At 73.6% G+C, this 18,721-nt stretch carries 18 protein-coding genes; 7 read left to right on the forward strand and 11 right to left on the reverse strand.

The window, feature by feature from the left end; genetic code table 11:
• Positions 1-97: 97 nt before the first annotated feature.
• The 3 genes from HH311_RS17795 to HH311_RS17805 all read left to right on the forward strand — a co-directional run bounded on the left by HH311_RS17795 (position 98) and on the right by HH311_RS17805 (position 3,912).
• A complete protein-coding gene (locus HH311_RS17795; protein ID WP_169185023.1) occupies positions 98-1,552 on the forward strand; it encodes an aldehyde dehydrogenase in 1,455 nt (484 codons plus the stop codon).
• Positions 1,450-2,316, forward strand: a complete 867-nt coding sequence (locus HH311_RS17800; RefSeq protein ID WP_211190424.1) for an SDR family NAD(P)-dependent oxidoreductase — start codon at positions 1,450-1,452, stop codon at positions 2,314-2,316. The genes HH311_RS17795 and HH311_RS17800 overlap by 103 nt, the downstream gene beginning before the upstream one ends.
• Before the next feature lie 72 nt (positions 2,317-2,388).
• Positions 2,389-3,912 (forward strand): class I adenylate-forming enzyme family protein, encoded by a 1,524-nt coding sequence (locus HH311_RS17805; RefSeq protein ID WP_169185024.1) that lies wholly within the window; start codon positions 2,389-2,391, stop codon positions 3,910-3,912.
• A gap of 30 nt (positions 3,913-3,942) precedes the next feature.
• Here HH311_RS17805 and HH311_RS17810 read toward each other — a convergent pair whose 3' ends face one another.
• From HH311_RS17810 to HH311_RS17835, 6 genes are all read right to left on the reverse strand, one after another.
• Positions 3,943-4,806, reverse strand: coding sequence for an alpha/beta fold hydrolase (locus HH311_RS17810; RefSeq protein WP_169185025.1), 864 nt, complete (start codon positions 4,804-4,806; stop codon positions 3,943-3,945).
• On the reverse strand, positions 4,803-5,705 hold the full coding sequence (locus HH311_RS17815) for an enoyl-CoA hydratase-related protein (RefSeq protein WP_312030218.1): 903 nt from the start codon (positions 5,703-5,705) through the stop codon (positions 4,803-4,805). The genes HH311_RS17810 and HH311_RS17815 overlap by 4 nt, the downstream gene beginning before the upstream one ends.
• Before the next feature lie 52 nt (positions 5,706-5,757).
• Entirely contained in the window at positions 5,758-6,531 is a 774-nt protein-coding gene (locus HH311_RS17820) for a hypothetical protein (protein ID WP_169185027.1), read from the reverse strand.
• Positions 6,532-6,568: 37 nt separating this feature from the next.
• Positions 6,569-6,844 (reverse strand): DUF2795 domain-containing protein, encoded by a 276-nt coding sequence (locus HH311_RS17825; RefSeq protein WP_169185028.1) that lies wholly within the window; start codon positions 6,842-6,844, stop codon positions 6,569-6,571.
• Between the two features lie 101 nt (positions 6,845-6,945).
• Entirely contained in the window at positions 6,946-7,395 is a 450-nt protein-coding gene (locus tag HH311_RS17830; protein WP_169185029.1) for a hypothetical protein, read from the reverse strand.
• Between the two features lie 29 nt (positions 7,396-7,424).
• Complete coding sequence (locus tag HH311_RS17835; RefSeq protein ID WP_169185030.1) at positions 7,425-8,546, reverse strand: acyl-CoA dehydrogenase family protein; 1,122 nt, start codon at positions 8,544-8,546, stop codon at positions 7,425-7,427.
• A 197-nt stretch (positions 8,547-8,743) separates the two neighbouring features.
• Here HH311_RS17835 and HH311_RS17840 point away from each other — a divergent pair, with 197 nt between their 5' ends.
• Both HH311_RS17840 and HH311_RS17845 read left to right on the forward strand, forming a co-directional pair.
• Complete coding sequence (locus tag HH311_RS17840) at positions 8,744-9,811, forward strand: alpha/beta fold hydrolase (RefSeq protein ID WP_169185031.1); 1,068 nt, start codon at positions 8,744-8,746, stop codon at positions 9,809-9,811.
• The gene (locus HH311_RS17845) at positions 9,808-11,238 is read left to right on the forward strand and encodes a wax ester/triacylglycerol synthase domain-containing protein (protein WP_169185032.1); all 1,431 of its coding nucleotides are present in this window, start codon (positions 9,808-9,810) and stop codon (positions 11,236-11,238) included. Before HH311_RS17840 ends, HH311_RS17845 begins: the two co-directional genes overlap by 4 nt.
• A gap of 106 nt (positions 11,239-11,344) precedes the next feature.
• Here HH311_RS17845 and HH311_RS17850 read toward each other — a convergent pair whose 3' ends face one another.
• A complete protein-coding gene (locus tag HH311_RS17850; protein ID WP_312030219.1) occupies positions 11,345-12,550 on the reverse strand; it encodes a CaiB/BaiF CoA-transferase family protein in 1,206 nt (401 codons plus the stop codon).
• 118 nt (positions 12,551-12,668) lie between these two features.
• Positions 12,669-13,286 carry a TetR family transcriptional regulator gene (locus tag HH311_RS17855; RefSeq protein ID WP_169185033.1) on the reverse strand — a complete coding sequence of 206 codons (618 nt, stop codon included), beginning with the start codon at positions 13,284-13,286 and terminating at the stop codon, positions 12,669-12,671.
• Between the two features lie 129 nt (positions 13,287-13,415).
• Here HH311_RS17855 and HH311_RS17860 point away from each other — a divergent pair, with 129 nt between their 5' ends.
• Together HH311_RS17860 and HH311_RS17865 are read left to right on the forward strand one after the other, a co-directional pair.
• Positions 13,416-15,227 carry a long-chain fatty acid--CoA ligase gene (locus tag HH311_RS17860; protein ID WP_169185034.1) on the forward strand — a complete coding sequence of 604 codons (1,812 nt, stop codon included), beginning with the start codon at positions 13,416-13,418 and terminating at the stop codon, positions 15,225-15,227.
• Positions 15,224-16,057: an acyl-CoA thioesterase domain-containing protein gene (locus tag HH311_RS17865; RefSeq protein WP_169185035.1), complete on the forward strand. Its 834-nt coding sequence runs from the start codon at positions 15,224-15,226 to the stop codon at positions 16,055-16,057. Before HH311_RS17860 ends, HH311_RS17865 begins: the two co-directional genes overlap by 4 nt.
• Before the next feature lie 15 nt (positions 16,058-16,072).
• Here HH311_RS17865 and HH311_RS17870 read toward each other — a convergent pair whose 3' ends face one another.
• Genes HH311_RS17870 through HH311_RS17880 form a run of 3 tightly spaced genes read right to left on the reverse strand, consistent with a single transcriptional unit; the run spans position 16,073 to position 18,686 of the window.
• Complete coding sequence (locus tag HH311_RS17870) at positions 16,073-17,146, reverse strand: acyl-CoA dehydrogenase family protein (protein WP_169185036.1); 1,074 nt, start codon at positions 17,144-17,146, stop codon at positions 16,073-16,075.
• On the reverse strand, positions 17,146-17,925 hold the full coding sequence (locus HH311_RS17875; protein ID WP_169185037.1) for a crotonase/enoyl-CoA hydratase family protein: 780 nt from the start codon (positions 17,923-17,925) through the stop codon (positions 17,146-17,148). Before HH311_RS17875 ends, HH311_RS17870 begins: the two co-directional genes overlap by 1 nt.
• Positions 17,922-18,686, reverse strand: coding sequence for an SDR family NAD(P)-dependent oxidoreductase (locus HH311_RS17880; RefSeq protein WP_169185038.1), 765 nt, complete (start codon positions 18,684-18,686; stop codon positions 17,922-17,924). Before HH311_RS17880 ends, HH311_RS17875 begins: the two co-directional genes overlap by 4 nt.
• Between the last annotated feature and the right edge of the window lie 35 nt (positions 18,687-18,721).

An 18,721-nucleotide genomic window follows, 5' to 3' on the forward strand; every position in this document is an offset into this window, starting at 1 on the left:
TGCCGCGCCCCTCGACGCGGCCGCGCCGCCGACGCCCGCGCCCTCCACGCACCGCGCATGCCGGGTCCGACCGCGGACCGGCCCGAGAGGATGAACGATGATCGTTCGCGAGGAGCTCCTCGTCGACGGCGAGTGGCGCAAGCCCAGCTCCGCCGCCCGCATCCCGGTGATCGACCCGACGACCGAGGAGTCGATCGGGGAGGCCCCCGACGTCGACGCGGCCGACGTCGACACCGCCGTGCGCGCCGCGCGCCGGTCCTTCACCGACGGCCCCTGGCGCCGGCTGTCCGAGGGCGAGCGCGCCGACGTCCTGGAGCGGGCGCTCTCCCTCCTCGAGCCCCGCCTCGACGAGATCGGCCGGCTGGTCACCGCCGAGATGGGCCTGCCCAGCTCGATCGCCGGGATCCAGATCCCCGGAGGGCTCCACGTCGCGCGGTGGTTCCTCGACGTCGCCCGGAACCTCCCCCGCAGCGAGGTGCGGCAGACCCAGTACGGGCCCGCCGCGGTCGTCCGCGAGCCCATCGGCGTCGTCGCCTCGATCGCCCCCTGGAACGGGCCGTTCAACATGGCCCTCTCGAAGATCTTCCCGGCGCTCGTGTCCGGTTGTTCGGTGGTCTACAAGCCGGCCCCGGAGACCCCGCTCGACGGCTTCCCGATCGCCGAGGCCCTCGCCGAGGCCGGCGTCCCGGCCGGGGTGTTCAACCTGATCACCGGTGACCGGCAGGCCGGCGCGGCGCTCGTCGCCCACCCCGAGGTCGACAAGGTCAGCTTCACCGGGTCCACCGCCGCGGGCCGCGAGATCGGCCGGGAGTGCGGCGCGAGCTTCAAGCGGATGCAGCTCGAGCTCGGCGGCAAGTCGGCGGCGATCGTCCTCGAGGACGCGGACGTCTCCACGACCATGCAGGGCCTCGCGATGGGCTCGTTCTTCAACACCGGCCAGGTGTGCGCCTCGTTCAGCCGGGTCCTCGTGCCCCGGGCCCGCGAGGACGAGATGGTCGGCGCGCTGGTGGCGACCGCCGAGTCGTTCGTCGTCGGGGACCCCACCGACCCGGCCACCACGATGGGCCCGCTGGTCTCGGCACGGCAACGCGACAAGGTGCTCTCCCTCATCGAGGCCGGCCGGGCCGAGGGCGCCGTCCTCGCGACCGGCGGGGGCGCCCCGGCGGGCCTGGACCGGGGGTTCTTCGTCGCCCCCACGGTGTTCACCGGGGCCACCAACGACATGCGGATCTCCCGCGAGGAGATCTTCGGCCCGGTGGTGGCGGTGCAGACGTACGACTCGGAGGACGAGGCGATCAAGATCGCGAACGACTCCGAGTACGGCCTGCACGGCGCCGTCTTCACCACCGACGACGAGGCCGCCGCCCGGGTCGCCCGCGCGGTCCGGACCGGCACGTTCAGCGTCAACTCCTTCACCTACAACACCGAGGCGCCATTCGGCGGCGTGAAGTGCTCCGGCGTCGGCCGCGACACCGGCCAGGAGGCCGTCGAGGCGTATTACGAGCTGAAGACGATCAACCTCACGCCCTCGATGGAACGGCTGTTCAGCTGAGCCCGCCGCTGGCCGGTCACGTCGCCCTGGTCACCGGGGCGACGTCCGGGCTGGGCCGGCACCTCGCCCTCGTCCTCGCGGCGTCCGGCGCGACGGTGGTCGCCGTCGGACGCCGCGAGGAGCGGCTGGCCGAGCTCACCGCGGCGATCGGGGACGACGGTGGCCGGTGCCTGCCCCTGCCCCTCGACCTCACCCGCGCCGAGTCCCTCCCGGCCGCGCTCGACGACGTCGAGGCCGAGGTCGGGCTCGTCGACGTCCTGGTCAACAACGCCGGCATCCCGGACGCCCGCCGCGCCCGCCGCATGCCGCTCGAGGTGGTCGACGCGGTGCTCGACACCAACGTCCGGGCCCCGTGGGTGCTCGCGACCGAGGTCGGGCGGCGGCTCATCGCGGCCGGGCGCCCGGGACACATCGTGAACATCTCGTCGATGGGCGCCTTCCACTACGCCCCCGACGACGCCGCCGCGCTCTACTCGGTGAGCAAGGCGGCGGTCAACCGCATGACCGAGGTGCTCGCGGTGGAGTGGGCCCGGCACGGGATCAACGTCAACGCCATCGCCCCGGGCGCGGTGGAGACCGAGATGCTCGACGGGATGTTCGCGCGGATCGGCATGGACGCCGCCACCCTCGCGGCCGAGATGCCCCGGGGCCGGCTCGAGCAGGTCGCCGACGTGGAGGGCACCCTCCTTCACCTCCTCTCCCCGGCCGCGCGGGCCGTCACCGGCACCGTCATCAAGCTGGACGACGGTCAGATGCCCCGCTGACCCCGACCGTTGACGCGGTCGCGTAGCCACCTAATACTTTTAGATGACGTTCTCGACCTCCGGGAGAGCCCCATGACGGAGCTGGTCACCGACGGTCTCGCGGCCTGGGCGATCCAGGCCCCGGACCGCAACGCGGTCGTCTTCGACGGCCACGACGCGGTCACCTACCGCGACCTGGACCGCTGGACCGACGCGGCCGCCCAGGCCCACCGCCGGAGCGGGCTCGCGCCGGGCGACCGGATCGGGATCCTCGGCGACAACAGCCTCGAGTGGATCGTCGCCGCGATCGGCGCGCTCAAGCTCGGCGCCGTGGTGGTCCCGCTCAACAGTCGGTTCACCGCCGACGAGCTCCGCTACCTGCTCGAGGACTCCGGCGCGACGCACGTGCTGAGCGACGAGGCGCACCGCGAGGTCGCCGAGACCGCCGCCGGCGGCACCGGCGCGGCCACGGCGGGCCTCGCGTCGTTCACCGCGCTGCGCGGCGAGGAGGCACCGGAACGCGTGCCCCGCCCCGACGCGGGCCCGGACGACGTGACCCAGATCGTCTACACGAGCGGGACCACCTCGCGCCCGAAGGGCGTGATCTTCTCCCACCGGAGCACGTTCAACCTCATCGCCGACTTCGCGATGGCCGAACCGGCGCTGCGCCCGGGCGCCCGGATCATCTACCTGCTCTCGATGTCCGGGGCCCCGGGGCTGCTCTGGCACATCCTCCACCCGCTCACCCGCGGCCTCACGATCTACTACGAGCGCGGGTTCGACGCCCCGGTGTCGCTGCGCCGCCTCGCCGAGGAGCGCATCCAGATCATCGCGGGCGTGCCGGTGCTCTTCGAGCAGATGGCGGCCCGCCCCGAGTTCGCCGACGCCGACCTCTCCGCGATCGAGCTCGCCACGATCGCCGGGGCACCGGCCCGCACCTCGACGATCCGCGCCTGGCTGGACAAGGGAGTGCCGCTGCGGCAGGCGTACGGCATGACCGAGCTGGGCGGCATCTCGTCGGTCAACGCGGCCGACCAGGCGCTGACGAGGCCCGAGTCGTTCGGCCGCGGCACCGTCTTCACCCGGCACCGGGTCGTCCGGCCGGACGGCACCGACTGCGACGCCGAGGAGCCCGGCGAGATCATCGTCAGCGGCCCCGGGGTGACCCCGGGCTACTGGAACAACGCGGCGGCCTACGCCGACGCCATGCGCGAGGGCTGGTTCCACAGCGGGGACGTGGGCGTGCGCGACGCCGAGGGCTTCATCCGCGTGGTCGACCGCATGAAGGACATGATCATCACCGGCGGCTACAACGTCGCGCCCTCGGAGATCGAGGCGGCGGTCCTGGAGCTCGAGGGGGTCCACGAGGTCTGCGTGATCGGGGTGGACGATCCCAAGTTCGGGGAGACCCCGGCCGCCGTCGTGTACGCCGACGCCGCGGTGACCGCGGAGGCGGTGACCGAGCACTGCTGGGCGCGGCTGGCCCGGTACAAGGTGCCGCGCCGGGTCGTGCTCACCGACGGCCCGCTGGAGCGGATGGCGAGCGGGAAGATCGCCCGCCGGGCCATCCGCGCCACCTACGCCGAGCGGGCGGTCGCCCAGCCGACCTCGGCCTGACGAGGCCGCCGCGGCCGGCGCCGGCGGGGGTCAGCCCGCCTGCGCCACGTCGTGCTCCAGGAACTCGACGAGGGCCTCGGCGAAGACGTCGTTGTCATCTCCCGCCACCATGTGGCCGGCGCCCTCGACGTCGAGGTGCCGGGCACCGGGGACCAGCTCGAGCAGCTCCCGGGCGCCGTGCGGGCTCACCACCCGCGAGGCGGAGCCGCGCACCAGCATCGTCGGGAGGCGCAGCGACCGGGCCGCCTCCCGGGCCCGCCGTGCGTTCGCCTCGAGCGTCTCCGGCGCGGTGCGGGCGTCGTCGACCAGCCGTGGGTCCCAGTGCCAGTACCAGCGCCCGTCGCGGTGGCGGAGGTTGCGGCGCAGGCCCTCGGGGCGCGGGGGACGGTCGCGCTGCGGGTTGTAGGACGCGACGGCGTCGGCCGCCTCCTCGAGGCTCGCGAACCCCCGGGCGCCCGAGCGCATGAAGCGGGCCACCTCGTCGACGCCCTCGGCCTCCGTGGAGGGCGCGACGTCGACGAGCACCAGTCCCCGGGCGAGACCCGGCCGGTCGCCGAGCGCGTGCAGGGACGTCATCCCGCCCATCGACGCGCCGACGAGCACCGGCGGCTCCCCGACCGCGTCGACCACGGCCTCCAGGTCGGCGACGAGGACGTCGGGCGAGTAGTCCCCGTCGGGGGCCCAGTCGCTCTCGCCGTGCCCGCGGGTGTCCATCGCGGTCGCGGCCCACCCGGCCGCGGCCAGCCGCCGCCCGGTGGTCTTCCACGAGTGCCGGGTCTGCCCCCCGCCGTGGAGGAGGACGACGGTGCCGCGCCCCGGCCCGGTGGGGTCCCAGCGGCTCCCGACGAGCCGGACACCCCGATTGACGGTGGTGACGCGTCGTTCCCGGCTCACGCGTCCGTCCCCGGCCCGCCGGGGACGACGTCGTCCGGGGGCTCCGGCCACCCCGGGACGAGGCCGAGGTAGTCCTCGAGGCGGGCGGTGAAGTGCGGCGGGCGCTTCTCGAGGAACGAGGTGACGCCCTCGGCGGCGTCCGGTCCCCGCCCGAGGGCGGAGATGACCCGGGTGTCGAGCCGGTGCGCGTCCCACGGCGAGGGCGCGTCGAGCATCGACCAGAGCATCCGCCGGGTGAGGGCGACGGAGACCGGCGAGGTGTGCTCGACGATCTCGGCCGCCACCCCCCGCACCGCCTCGGAGAGCTCGCCGGTGGGGACGACGCGGGAGACCAGGCCGCCCGCCAGCGCCTCGTCGGCCCCGAACACCCGGCCGGTGGTCACCCACTCCATCGCCCGCGAGATCCCGACGATCCGTGGCAGGAACCAGCTCGACGCGCCGTCGGGGGCGATGCCGCGCCGGGCGAACACGAAGCCGAAGCGGGCACCGTCGGCGGCGATCCGGATGTCGGCCGGCAGGGTCATCGTCGCCCCGACCCCGGCCGCGACGCCGTTGACCGCGGCGATCACCGGCTTGCGCGAGGCCGCGATCCGCAGGACGACGATGCCGCCGACGTCCCGCGGGATGCCGTCGATGGTGCCGTCGGCCCCGGCCGCGGAGTCGTCGAACGTGGCGGCGCCCCCGCCGAGGTCGGCACCCGCGCAGAACGCGCGGCCGGCCCCGGTGAGCACCACGACCCTGACCGCGTCGTCGGCGTCGGTGCGGTCGAAGGCGGCCACCAGCTCCCGGCCCATCGCCGTGGTGAAGGCGTTGAGCCGGTCCGGACGGTCGAGAGTGACCGTCGCGACCCCGTCGGAGACCTCGTAACCGATCTCGGTGAAGACCGCCGTCGTGGTCACGCCAAGCTCCTCCCGCCGTCGCGAACGAAGGAAACCATAAGTCATTAGTCTGTCAGTGGATCACGGCCTCGTCCGCCGCGGTCTCGACCGACGCCGCGCCCGGTGTCCCCCTCCGGGCCCCGGACCAGGACGGCGCGCCGGCTCGGCGGGCGTCGGCGATCAGGACGACGCTCCACACGCACGCCGCGACGCAGATCCCGACGTAGGCCCAGGAGTGGAAGAAGCCGCCTCCGAAGAAGAAGATCGACGTGATCGAGTACAGCGCCGCCATCACGCCGTAGGCGATCCACTCGAGCAGCGACTGGCCGCGCCCGTCCGGCCGCCGCCCGAGCATCGCGCTGGCGGACGGTCCGCCCCAGAGGAGCGTCGCCATGAACGAGAGCAGGTAGAGGGGATCGTCCAGCGCGCCCTTCACCAGCGCCCAGCTGACGGCACCGGCGGCGAGCGCCGCGAGCACCCGGAAGGCGTGGGTGCCCTGCGAGCGCCCGGGCGAGAGCTCGTCGCGTCCGTACCGGACCGTCTGCCACGCGAAGACCGACTCCGCAGCGAACGTCACCACGATCGCGAACCAGAACATCCGGGTGAACCAGTGGTCGTACGGGCCGCCGAACCAGTCCCCGAGGTGCAGGAGGTAGGACCCGTCGTGCGGCCACCACAGCGCGGTCATCCAGAGAGCCATCGGGTAGGCCCGGTCGCGGTGGCCCATCCGCGCGGCCTCGACGAAGAAGACGAACATCGCCAGGATCGACAGGCCGCCGATGCCCAGGACGGCGACCGCGTTCCGGGAGATCGCGGCGAGCACCTGCTGCGGGTCGTAGGTCGTCATCCGGGCGTCGCCACCGCGTCGCGACCTGCGGAATCGCTCACGCTGCCAGAACGCGGTGTGGACGGGGACGCGCCCGCGGCGGCCTCGCGTTCTGCTCGACGGCCGTCCCGCGCAACGCACCGAGGTTCTCGACGAGCTCGCGCACCACCTGCTGCCGGCTCGCGTAGGACACGCACGAGAGCATGCGCAGGGCCGTGCGGGTTCGGAGGTCCGCCCCGTACTGCTCGGCCGCGGTCACGATCTCCCAACGCGCGGCGGGGAAGTCGACGAGGTCGAGGAAGGGCGTCAGGTACTCCCGGAGAGGACTGCTCACGGTCACCGCCTTCAGGAACGTGCCATCCGTCCCGCTGCGTGCGCACTCGGCGCCGGACACGGTGCACGACATCAGAGGACCTCATTCTGAAACGGTACGTCTCATAAGTCAAGGACGGCGCCCCACGGTGACGGGCTCGTCGAGGACGCGCGGACCAGGCGCTCCTCACCGAGGACGCGCAACACGTCGCGGCTCAGCCCGTCCCAGGCGTCGACGGGCACACCGGACCGGCCGGCGAGGAGCCCGAGATGCTCGGCGGGGGTGCGCCCGACCCGGCTTCTCGCGTGGAAGTACGGACCGGCCTGGACCCAGTAGGCGAAGCACGAGCGCAGCCGTCCCTCGCTGCGGTGCATGATCGCCCAGATCCGCTCCCGGTCCAGGTCGGCCTGCACCCGGGGGAAGGACCGGCGCCACGGCCACGCGTCCCACGCTTCCCCGAACGCGGACTCCACGGCCTCGCGGTCCAGCGCGACCGCCGAGAATCCCGCCCGGAGCACCCCCAGGGCGAGGCCCTCCCCGACGTACGTCCCCTGCTCGGCCGGCGTCCCCACGTGTGGTCCCGTCCGGGCCCGGGCGCCGCTCAGAGGCCCAGCGACTTCGCGACGATCACCTTCATGATCTCGCTCGAGCCGCCGTAGACCCTGCTGACCCGGCCGTCGAGGTACGCCTGTCCGAGCGGGTCCGCGGCGCGGAAGGCCGTGGGACCGACGACGTCGAGGCAGATGCCCACCGTCCGGCTCTGCAGCTCGGTGGCGTAGAGCTTCACCGCGGCGGCGTCGCTCGGCCCGAGCTCTCCGTCGACGAGATCCCGCACCGCCTGGTCGATGAGCGCCTGGCCCGCGTCGACGTCGACCGCCGCTGTGGCGAGGGCGAACTTCGCCGACTGGCCGACCTCGCCGCCGGCCGTCCGCTCCACCGCGGCACCGAGGGCCGCCCGTGCGGCGGCCTGGGAGTTCACCGCGATCGACAGCCGTTCCTGGGCGAGGTTCGCGGTCAGGTACTCGAAGCCCCGATTCTCCGCCCCGAGCAGGTTCTCGGCCGGGACCCGCATGCCGGTGAACGACAGTTCGGCGAGGTCCTGGGCCTGCAGCCCGAGCTTCGCGAGCTTGCGCCCGCGTTCGAAGCCGGGGGTGTCGGACTCGACGACGAGCAGGCTGATCCCTCGGCGGCCCGCCGAGGGATCGGTCTTCACCGCCAGGATCACGAGGTCGGCCGCCGCACCGTTGGAGATGAAGGTCTTGGCGCCGTCGACCACGTAGTGGTCACCGTCGCGCACCGCCCGGGTCGACATGGCCTTGAGGTCGGACCCGGCGCCGGGCTCCGACAGGCCCAGTGCCACGACCGCCCCGCCGCTCGCGAGGCGCGGGAGCCACCGGTCCTTCTGCTCGTCGGTCGCGTACTCGAGCAGGTACGGCATGCAGATGTCGGTGTGCACCCGGACCCCGCCCAGCGCCAGGAAGCGACGTTGGATCTCCTCGGTGACCACGACACTGTGGACGAACGTCGATGCGTCGAGGCCGCCGTACTCCTTGGGCACGCCGATCCCGAGGATCCCGATCTCACCGGCGCGACGCCAGAACCACCCCGGAGGCCGGCCCGCGTCCACCCATGACGAGTAGTCGGGCTCCACCTCGGTCTCCACGAACGCCCGGACCACCGCCCGGAACTCGTCGAGCTCGGGAGCGAACAGGTGACGTCGCACGGGAACCTCCGACTCCGCGACGATGAGCGACCCGACCCTAACAGGCCCCGTCGCGGTTTCAGAACGATCGTTCACATCAGCGCCGAGGTCGATTGACGGGGTGGGGCGCGGGGAAGATACTGCGCGGCGTTCAGAGACGCCGAGGTTCAGAAGTCGCCCCCGCGGTGATGAGGGCTGAGCCGGGAGGAGACGACCGGGTGGCGACGGCAGCGGAGTTCGCGGAGAACCCGGGCGGGCACGCGTCGGATCTGGTGATCGCGGACCGGTCCGTGCGCTACGTGGACGTGGGCAGCGGGCCTGCCCTGCTCCTGGTCCACGGGCTCGGTGGCTCCTGGCAGACCTGGATGGAGAACATCCCGACACTGGCCCGCCGGTACCGCGTGATCGCGCTCGACCTCCCCGGCTTCGGCCGGTCCGAGCCCCTGGCCCCGCCGGCCACCACCGACGGCTTCGTGGACGTGATCGACAACCTGCTCCGCGAGCTCGGGATCACCGAGGCGGTGGTCGCGGGGCACTCGCTGGGCGGACTCGTCGCCACCCTCGTCGCCGAGCGTCGACCCGCACGGACCCGCGGGCTCATCCTCGTCTCCGCGGGCAGCGTGACCCTCAGCCGCGCGCGGCTGGCGATGATCGGGGTCGGGTTCGGGCTGTTCGACGCCGTCGTCCGCCGGACCCCCCTGCTCGATCTCGTCGCCAACCACACGCGGCTGCGGTGGGCGTTCCTGCGCGGAGCGGTCCAGCGACCGGCCACGTTGGCTCCGGCTCTGGCCCGCGAGGTCATCCCGGCGATGCAGGCGCCGGGGTTCGCGGACGCGGTGACCTCGGGCGTCGAGGTGGTCCGGCAGGCCGAACCGGTCCGGGTGCGCTGCCCCACCACGCTCATCTGGGGGCGCGACGACCACCTCGTCCCCCTGTCCAGCGCCCACCTGCTCCGGCGGGCGCTCCCCGGCGCCCATCTCTCGGTGCTCGAGGACGTCGGCCACTGCTCGATGTTCGAGTGGCCCGAGGTGTTCAACCAGATCGTGCTCGACTTCATGTCCGAGCTCGACGACGGCACCGCTCGTGCTCCCCACCGCGCTCCCGATGGCGTGGATCCCGTGGCGTGGTACACCCGGCCCCGCCAGACCGGCCTCGTCCGGGCCGTCGTCCGGCTCGGCCGCCGCGGCCGCCGGCACCTCGTCGAGCTCGTCACCCGCCCGTCCCTCCCCGGCGCCACGGCCGAGGGGCGACGACTGTCGCACGAACCCCACCAGGAGATCGCATGACCGCGACCGATGACCGTGACGACGACGTCCGCCGCGCCTGGGCCGAGCTGGCGCAGTGGGGTTCGGAGACCGAGCTCAACGCCCTCGACTCGCTGATGTGGCGGACCGAGCGGCCGCCGGCGGACTCCTGGGCCGGGGTCGTCGTCATGGTCCTCGACTCGGCACCCGAGTGGGAACGACTCTGGAACGCCCACGAGTGGGCCATGCGGATGGTGCCACGCTTCACCGACCACGTGGTCGAGCCGGTCGTCCCGACCGGTCCCCCGCTGTGGTCGCCCGACCCGGCCTTCGACCTGAAGCATCATCTACGCCGACTCGCGCTGCCGGGGCCCGGTTCGACCGACCAGCTCCTGGAGCTGGCCCAGACCCTGGCCGTCGAGCCCCTCGACCGCCAGCGCCCACCGTGGCGGGGGGTCCTGGTGGAGGGCCTGGAGGGCGGTCGGGCCGCGTATCTGCTGCACTGCCACCACGTCCTCATGGACGGAGCCGGGGCCACCCAGCTGCTGGGACGGCTGCTCTCCCGCACGCGCGAGCACCAGCCCGACAAGCCCATGCCCGACATCCCGGACCGCACCGCGTTCACGCCGCTGACCGCGGCGGTGCACGGGGTCAGGGGCCAGATCGAGGGTGCGCCCGGGTTCGTGCGCACCGCGGTGACCAAGACCGTCGACGCCCTGGGGCACCCCAGCGAGCTCGTCGACTACCTCCGCTCGCTGGTCCGGGTCTCCTCACCCCCGCCCGCGTCGAAGAGCGCCATCCTCGCCGGCGGCGGCGACCGGATGAACTGGCGGTTCGAGGCGTTCGAGTGCCCGATCGACGACCTCAAGAAGGCCGCCAAGTCGGTCGGCGGAACCGTCAACGACGCCTTCGTGTGCGCCGTCCTCGGCGGACTGCGCCACTACCACATCGGGAAGGCCACCGAGATCGACGACGTGCCGATCTCGATGCCGGTCTCCGTGCGCGACCCACGCGATCCCATGGGCGGCAGCCGCTTCGCCGCGGCGTTCTGGTCGGCACCGTCGAGCATCGAGGACCCGGCCGAACGCATCCGCGTCATGCGCGAGCGGGTCGAGAAGGTCCGCGGCGAGCAGGCCCTGGACTTCATCAACACGCTCACCCCGGCCATGAACCTCGTCCCGGGCGGCATCGTCACCGCGACCCTCGGCGCCATGACGACGAGCGCCGCGCTCACCACGAGCTCGTGGTTCGGCGTCCCGCAGCACGTGTTCGTCGCCGGGGCCCGCTTCGAGCGGATGTGGGTCTTCGGTCCGCTCCCGGGGACGACGATGTGCGCCTCGCTCTGCACCCACGTCGACACCGCGTGCATCGCGGTGAACGCCGACGCCTCGGTGTACACCGATCGCGCGTTGCTGCGGGAGAGCGTGCAGCGCTCCCTGGACGAGATCCTGGACCTGGCCGATCGGTGAGCGCGTGGCTCAGCGGTCGGACGGCTCGGTAGGCGCGGCGGCGGCGCGGGCACGCCGCCGGGGCCGCGGCAACCGTCCGGGTCCGTACCGCCTCACCTGAGCGCGGTCACGGGACCGCCGACGACGCCGCACCCTGCACGGCACCGCCCGCGACGAGGTCGGCCGCGGACTCGACCCCCCACCGCGTCAGCAGGTGGACGGCCCGCTCGGCCGACATGGCGGGTTCCGGCGCGCGCGGCGTGCGGCTCCCGCTGCGGGTGAAGCGCGGCGCCGGGGCCGGCTGGGCCACGCCTGCGACGTCGACGAACGTTCCCCGTGCCACGAGGTGCGGGTCCTGCGGAGCCTCGGCGAACGGGAGGACGGGGGCGACGCAGGAGTCGGTGCCGTCGAACTCGGCCCGCCACTCCTCCTGGGTCCGCGAGGCGAAGGCCCCGGCGATCCGCGCCCGCAACGCGGGCCACCGCGAGCGGTCCGCCCGCTCGGCCTCGTCCGCCTCCAGCCCGAGGCGGCCCATCAGCTCCGCGTAGAACTTGGGCTCGAGCGCGCCGACGGCCATCCAGCGGTTGTCGGACGTCGCGTACGTCGCGTACCACGGCTGGCCGCCGTCGAGCATGTTCGCGCCGCGCTCGTCCCGCCAGAGCCCGGCGGCGAGCATGCTGTGCATCATCCCGGTCAGCGACGCTGCGCCGTCCACGATCGCGGCGTCCACGACCTGGCCCCGCCCGGAGCGGCCCGCCTCCCAGACGGCGGCGAGGACGCCCGCGACGAGGAAGAGCGACCCGCCGCCGAAGTCGCCCACCAGGTTCAGGGGCGGCACGGGGCCCCCGTCCGCGGGGCCGATCGCGTGCAGCGCCCCGGTCAGCGCGATGTAGCCGATGTCGTGGCCGGCGCTGTGGGAGAGCGGCCCCTCCTGGCCCCACCCGGTCATCCGGCCGTACACGAGCCGGGGATTGACCGCCCAACAGTCCTCCGGGCCGAGCCCCATCCGCTCCGTGACACCCGGGCGGTACCCCTCGAGGAGGACATCGGCGCCCGTCACGAGCCCCAGCACCGCGCGCACGCCGTCGTCCTGGCGGGTGTCGACGACGACGGACTCCCGGCCGCGGCGCAGGACGTCCACCGCCACGGGCAACGAGGACGCCGCGGGACCGGGGCGCTCGATCCGGACGACCTCGGCCCCCATGTCCGCGAGGAGCATCGCGGCGTAGGGCCCCGGGCCGATGCCGGCGAGCTCCACGACCCGCAGGCCGTGCAACGGGCCGTCGTCCTCGCCGGCGTCCCCGGGATTCGGTGCGTGCGTCACAGCGGTCACGTCTCCTTCGGGCCGCGCGGGCGCGGCGGGTGCGGGGCGCCGGACGGCGCGCCGGCCGGTTCGAGGTCAACGATCGTTCCGGCCGGCGCGGTCGGCGCCACGTGGGAGGCCTCGTCGGTCAGGCCCGGACGGTGCGGGGTGCCGCCTCGAGCAACGAGGACAACGAGCCACTCGTCTCGAGCAGGTCGAGGGCTCGCTCGAGATGGTCGACCATCCGGCCACCGACCCGTGCCTGACGACGGAACGCAGCCCGGTAGGTGGACACGATCGCGCCGGCGGCGACCAACGGCATCACGTCGTCGTCGGGGTCGCCACCGCGCAGCCGCGTCAGGTCGACCGCCAGCTCGGCCTGCCACCGTTCGAGGTGCTCGCCGTAGACCCGCGCGAGGGCCGGTTCGCGGTGGAACAGCCTGGTGCGGGCGGCCGCGAACTCCGGGTCGCCCTCCTCCCACGCCGCGGCGTGCCGGAGGAGCGCCTCCCGGATCGCCGGCCACCGCCCGGCGGAGGTCACCTTGGCCATGTGCCGCGCCACCACACCGACGCTGTCGTCCAGGTCGACGAAGAGAGCGTCCTCCTTGCGGTCGAAGAGACGGAAGAAGGTGCTCGCCGAGTAGTCCGCCGCCGCGGCGATCTCCTCCACGGTCGTCGCCGCGAAGCCTTGCTGCTCGAAGAGCACCGCGGCGGCCCGCGCCAGCTCCTGGCGGGTCCGGGCCCGCCGGCGATCACGAGAGCTCACCGACCACTCCTCCATCCCTCCCGATCGCCTCAGGCTAATCGACGAGAGATGAGAGTGGCAACCAAATTGACAGTGACTTGCAATTCGAACTACGGTCGCTCCATCCCTCCCCGAGCCGACGGAGGTCGCATGACCGCCACCACCTCCCAGCCGTCACTGGTGACCGACGACGTCGTCGGGCGGGGAACGCTCTGCGCCACCTTCCGGCACCAGGTCACCCGGATCCCGGACCGCGTGGCGCTGCGGACCCTCACCGGCGCGCCGGAGATCACCTGGGAGCAGTTCGGGTCCCGGGTCGACCGGGTGGCGGCCGGGCTCGCGTCCCTCGGGCTGCGCGACGGGGACCGGCTGGCCCTCATGACGACGAACTCCCCGGAGTTCTTCCTGGTCGACATGGCCGCGCTGCACCTCGGCGTCGTGCCGACCTCGATCTACAACAGCCTGCCCCCGGAGGACGTGGCGTTCATCCTGCGGGACGCCGAGGTGCGCGTGGTCGTGGCGGAACCCGCGTTCCTCGACGTCGTCCTCGCCGCGCGCGCGCAGGCACCCGGCGTGGAGACCGTCGTCGTGATCGATGACGCAGCGGGGGCGGCGGACACCACCCTGGCCGACGTCGAGACGGCGCCGGGCCCCTCACCCGAGGAGATCGACGACATCCGTCGCGCCATCGGGCCCGAGCACGTCGCGACGATCAGCTACACCTCGGGCACCACGGGTGACCCGAAGGGCGTCGTGCTGACCCACCGCGCGATCCTGTCCTGCCTCGATGCCCTCGACCAGGTCACCGGCACGCTCGAGGGAGCGCGCGTGGTCGCGTTCCTCCCGTTCGCCCACATGGGCGGGCGGATCTTCGCGTACTACCCCGTCGTCGCCTACGGCTTCACCGTCTCGTGCTGCGCGGACATCACGGACGTACCGCGCTACCTGCTCGACACCCGGCCGAACTACCTGTGCTCCCCGCCCCGGCTGTTCGAGAAGATGCGGGGGGCGATCGAGGCCCGCATCGCCCGCAACGAGGGCGGCTGGGGCGAGCGTGCCTCGGCCGCGCTCGACGTGGGGTACCGCCTGATCGACCAGCGGGAGGCGGGCGCGCCACAGGACCCCGACCTGCTCGCCCGGTGGGAGCGCGAGCGCGACGAGGTCCTCACCCCGCTGCTCGCCACCGTCGGCCTGGACCAGGTCGAGGCGTCCCTGTTCGGCTCGGCCGCGGTGCCCCCGCACCTGGTGCGCTTCTACCTCGCCCTGGGCCTGCCGGTGCTCGAGGCCTGGGGGATGACCGAGGTCGTCGCGTTCGGCTCGATCAACCGGCCCGACGACGTCCGCGTGGGGACCGTCGGTTTCCCCTTCCCCGGCAACGAGATCCGGCTCGCGGAGGACGGCGAGATCCTGATCCGCTCACCGTGGGTGATGGAGCGCTACCTCAACCGGCCCGAGCTCACCGCCCAGACGCTGGTCGACGGCTGGCTGCACTCCGGGGACATCGGTGAGTACGACGACGAGGGGCGGCTGAGCGTCGTCGACCGCAAGAAGGAACTGATCATCAGCGCGTACGGCAAGAACATGTCGCCGGCGAACATCGAGTTCAAGCTCAAGGCGGCGGGACCCGTCATCGGTCAGGCCTGCGTGATCGGGGACGGACGGAAGTTCAACACGGCCCTCATCGTGATCGACCCCGAGGTGGCGGCGGGTGTCGCCGGTCGTGCCGCAGCGCCCGAGGAGCTCGCGGCCGACCCGGAGGTGGTGGCGGCGGTGGACCGCGCGGTCACCGACGCCAACGCGGCGATGGCACGGGTGGAGACGATCAAGCGCTACCGCGTGCTCGACGTCGTGTGGCAGCCGTCCGGGGACGAGCTCAGCCCCACGATGAAGCTGCGCCGCAAGCCGATCGCGGCGAAGTACGCCGACCTCATCGAGGAGATGTACGCCGAGGACGACCGGTGAGCGCCGGAGCCTCGCGCGGACCGGCACGGACCTCGCTCGACATGCTCCGGGCGATCGCCGACGGCAGTGCCCGGACGTCTCCGGTCGCAACGACGTTCGGTCAGCAGCTCGACGGGATCGCGGCGGGCCGCGTCGGTGCCCACATGCCCCCGCACCCGACCTGTGGGTCCGGGCTGGGCTCGGCCCTGGTCCTGGCCGACGTGGCCCTGGGCGCCGCGATCTCGTCGGCGTCGCCGGACTCCGGGGTCCAGACGCTCCGATTGCAGGCCTCCACCGCCGGTCCGCGGTCGGTCGAGGGCGAGATGCTGCACGGCGAGTGCTCGCAACGCACCGCCGCCCCGGCGTCGGCCACCAGCGCCGGCGAGATCCGTACCGACCGTGGCCGGGTCGTGGCCACCGTGTCCTGCCGCTGCGCCGTCCGCCCGGCGTCCCGGGGCGGTGGCACCGGAGAGGACGCAGCCCCGCCGCCGGCGGCGGAGTTCGTCGAGGACGCGTGGTCCGGTCTCGGGTTGTGCGCCGCCCACGTCGACCACGTCCTGCCCGCCCTCCCCTGTCTGGGCAACCTCTCGGGAGTGGTCCAGGGCGGGGTGGTCGCGGCCGCCCTCGCCCACGCGGCCGAGGCCGAGCTCGGCCTGAGGTCCGCCTCGGCCTCGCTCGACCTCGACGTCTCCTATCTCCGGGGCGTCGCCGCCGACGGCTCCCGGCTCCCGCTGGTCGTGCAGATCGTGCACCGGGGCCGCCGCTTCGGGGTCGCCCGCGCGGACGTGCTCGACGGGGGCGGCCGGCTCGCGGCGACCGCCACCGTCAGCGTGTGGGACCCGGACGTCTGATCGCCGTCGGGCACCTCACGCCGGCACGCCGGCACCTGCCCCGACGAGACCCAGCGCCGGGGCGAGGTCGTCCACCACGCGGTCGAGCCCGATGTGCGACCGCAGGTACCGCGCGTCGGCGAACGCCCGGGAGATGGGGTACTCGAGCATGTACCCGTAACCGCCGTGGAGCTGCAGCCCGAGGTCCACGGCGGCGTCGTGCGCGGCGGTGGCCCGCAACAGGGCCTGCGCGGCGCGCACGGTGTCGGTGTCGTCGCCCGCCTGCAGGACCTGCCCGACGAGGGCGTCCGCGCCCGCGACCTCGGCCGCGAGCCCGGCCAGCGCGGTGCGGGTGTTCCCGAACGCGGCGACCGGGGTGGAGAACACCCGGCGCTCGTTCACGTAGTCGACCGTCATGCCGAGCGCGGTGCGCGCCCCGGCCGCCCCGAGCACCGACCAGGCACGACGACACTGGGTGCGCAGCTCGGGGGCGCCACTCCCGACGAGGACCGTGGCGGCGGAGAGGTCCCCGACCGACACGTCCGCGACGTCGACTCCCGACGCTCCGAGAGTGCTCCGCGCATGGCGTGTCACCCCCGCGGCGGCGAGGTCCAGCACGAGGACCGACCCGTCCCGGGCACCGTCCACCACCGCCACGGACGCCGTCGCGCCCCCGACGACGTCGACCAGCTCGAGGGCTCCCTCCCGCGGGCCGCCCGATGCCACCGCCACCGCGGCACGGAGCTCGCCGCTCGCGAGCCCCGGCAGCCACCGGGCCCGCAGCTCGTCGGTGCCGTGCCGGGCCAGCCATCGGGCGGCCTCGGCGTGCTCGGCGAGCACCAGTCCGTAGCCCGTCAGCCCGAGGCGCTCGCACTCCTGGGCCACGACGGCGTCGAACCGGGGGTCGTCGACGCCCGCGCCGCCGTGCTCCTCGGGGACCGCGATACTGCCGATCCCTTGCGCAGCCGCCCGGGCGTAGGCACTGTCCGGGACCGCCCCGCGGGCGATCCACTCGTCCCAGCCCGGCGCGATCTCGCCCCCGAGGAACGCCGCGACGCTGTCCCGGAACGCCTCGTGGTCGGACTCGAAGGGCTCCGAGGGCTCCCCCATCAGCCGTCCACCCAGACCGGGTCGCGCTTCTCCACGAACGCCCGGGCACCCTCGGCCGCGTCCCGGGAGGCGCGCACGGGGTCGGTGACCGCCTGCTGGCGTGCGAAGGCCTCCGCCACGGGCCAGTCGATCGACTCGTCCAGGATCTGCTTGGCGCCCCGGACGGCCATCGGGGCGTTGCTCGCGATACGGCCCGCGAGCTCGACGGCGGCCTCCAGGGCGCGGCCGGTCCTCGCCACCTCGGTCACCAGCCCGAGGCGCTCCGCCTCGTACGCCCCCACCGGCTCGCCGGTGAGCACCAGGTGCTTGGCCACGCTGCGGGGTACGCGTTGCGGGAGCCGCAGCACCCCCCCGGCGGCGGCGATCAGGCCCCGCTTGACCTCCGGCAGCCCGAACCACGCGTCCTCGGCCGCCACGATGAGGTCGCACGCCAGGGCGATCTCGAAGCCACCGCCGAGCGCCTTGCCCTCGACCGCGGCCACGACCGGTGTCCGGGGAGGCTTCTCGACGATCCCGAAGCCGCCGCGGGCCTCCGAGATCGGGCGCTCCTTCGTGGCGCTGAACGCCTTGAGGTCCATGCCCGCGCAGAAGAACCCGCCGGCGCCGGTGAGGACCGCGGCCCGGATGTCGCTGCGGCCGTCGATCTCGTCCCAGGCCGCCGAGATCGCTTCCGCGGTGGGACGGTCGACGGCGTTGCGGACCTTCGGCCGGTTGATCGTGACGACCGCGACCGGACCGTCGACCTCGAGGTGGACGCGGGCGTCGGTCGCCGCGGTCACCGCGGGGCCATCCGGATGGCGCCGTCGAGCCGGATGGTCTCGCCGTTCAGCATGCCGTTGTCGATGATCGAGACGGCGAGCTTCCCGTACTCGTCGGGCTCCCCGAGCCGGCTGGGGTGCGGCACCGTCTTGGCCAGCGAGCCCCGGACCTCCTCGGACAGCCGCCCGAGCAGCGGCGTGTCGAACGTGCCCGGCGCGATCGTGTTGACCCGGATGGCCTTGCTGGCGAGATCCCGGGCCGCCACGATCGTCATCCCGACGATCCCGGCCTTGGCCGACGCGTAGGGAATCTGCCCGATCTGGCCCTCGAAGGCCGCGACCGACGCGGTCAGGGTGATGACCCCGCGGTCGCCGTCGAGCGGTTCGTTGGTCGCCATCCGGGCCGCGGCGAGACGCAGCACGTTGAACGTCCCGAACAGGTTGACCCCGACGACCTCCTCGTAGGTCTCCTGAGACCCGGGCGAGCCGTCCCTGGCCACCAGGCGGACCGCCCCGCCACGGCCGGCACAGTGCACGACGGCCCGGACCGGCCCTCGCTCGGCGGCGAGATCCAGTGCCGCGGTGATCTCCTCCTCGCTGCGGACGTCGGCCGCGGCGAACTGCGCGGAGTCACCGAGCTCCTTCGCGACCGCCTCGCCGTCCGACGACGGGAGGTCGACCAGCGTGACGTGGGCGCCACGCTCGAGGAGCCGCTTGGCCGTCGCGAGGCCGAGGCCCGACGCCCCGCCGGTCACGAGGGCGGAGATACCGGAGATGTCCATGATGGAGTGGGGAGTCCTCTCTGGGGGGTGGAGGA

The sequence above is a fragment of the Actinomycetospora sp. TBRC 11914 genome (assembly GCF_012933465.1).
Classification (GTDB): domain Bacteria; phylum Actinomycetota; class Actinomycetes; order Mycobacteriales; family Pseudonocardiaceae; genus Actinomycetospora.

Excerpts from the sequence above, each read along its gene's own strand:
- HH311_RS17880 (WP_169185038.1), bottom strand. The coding sequence starts at position 18,686 with ATGGACATCTCCGGTATCTCCGCCCTCGTGACCGGCGGGGCGTCGGGC.
- HH311_RS17805 (WP_169185024.1), top strand. The coding sequence starts at position 2,389 with ATGACGGAGCTGGTCACCGACGGTCTCGCGGCCTGGGCGATCCAGGCC.
- HH311_RS17845 (WP_169185032.1), top strand. The coding sequence starts at position 9,808 with ATGACCGCGACCGATGACCGTGACGACGACGTCCGCCGCGCCTGGGCC.
- HH311_RS17870 (WP_169185036.1), bottom strand. The coding sequence starts at position 17,146 with ATGGGGGAGCCCTCGGAGCCCTTCGAGTCCGACCACGAGGCGTTCCGG.
- HH311_RS17795 (WP_169185023.1), top strand. The coding sequence starts at position 98 with ATGATCGTTCGCGAGGAGCTCCTCGTCGACGGCGAGTGGCGCAAGCCC.
- HH311_RS17820 (WP_169185027.1), bottom strand. The coding sequence starts at position 6,531 with ATGACGACCTACGACCCGCAGCAGGTGCTCGCCGCGATCTCCCGGAAC.
- HH311_RS17860 (WP_169185034.1), top strand. The coding sequence starts at position 13,416 with ATGACCGCCACCACCTCCCAGCCGTCACTGGTGACCGACGACGTCGTC.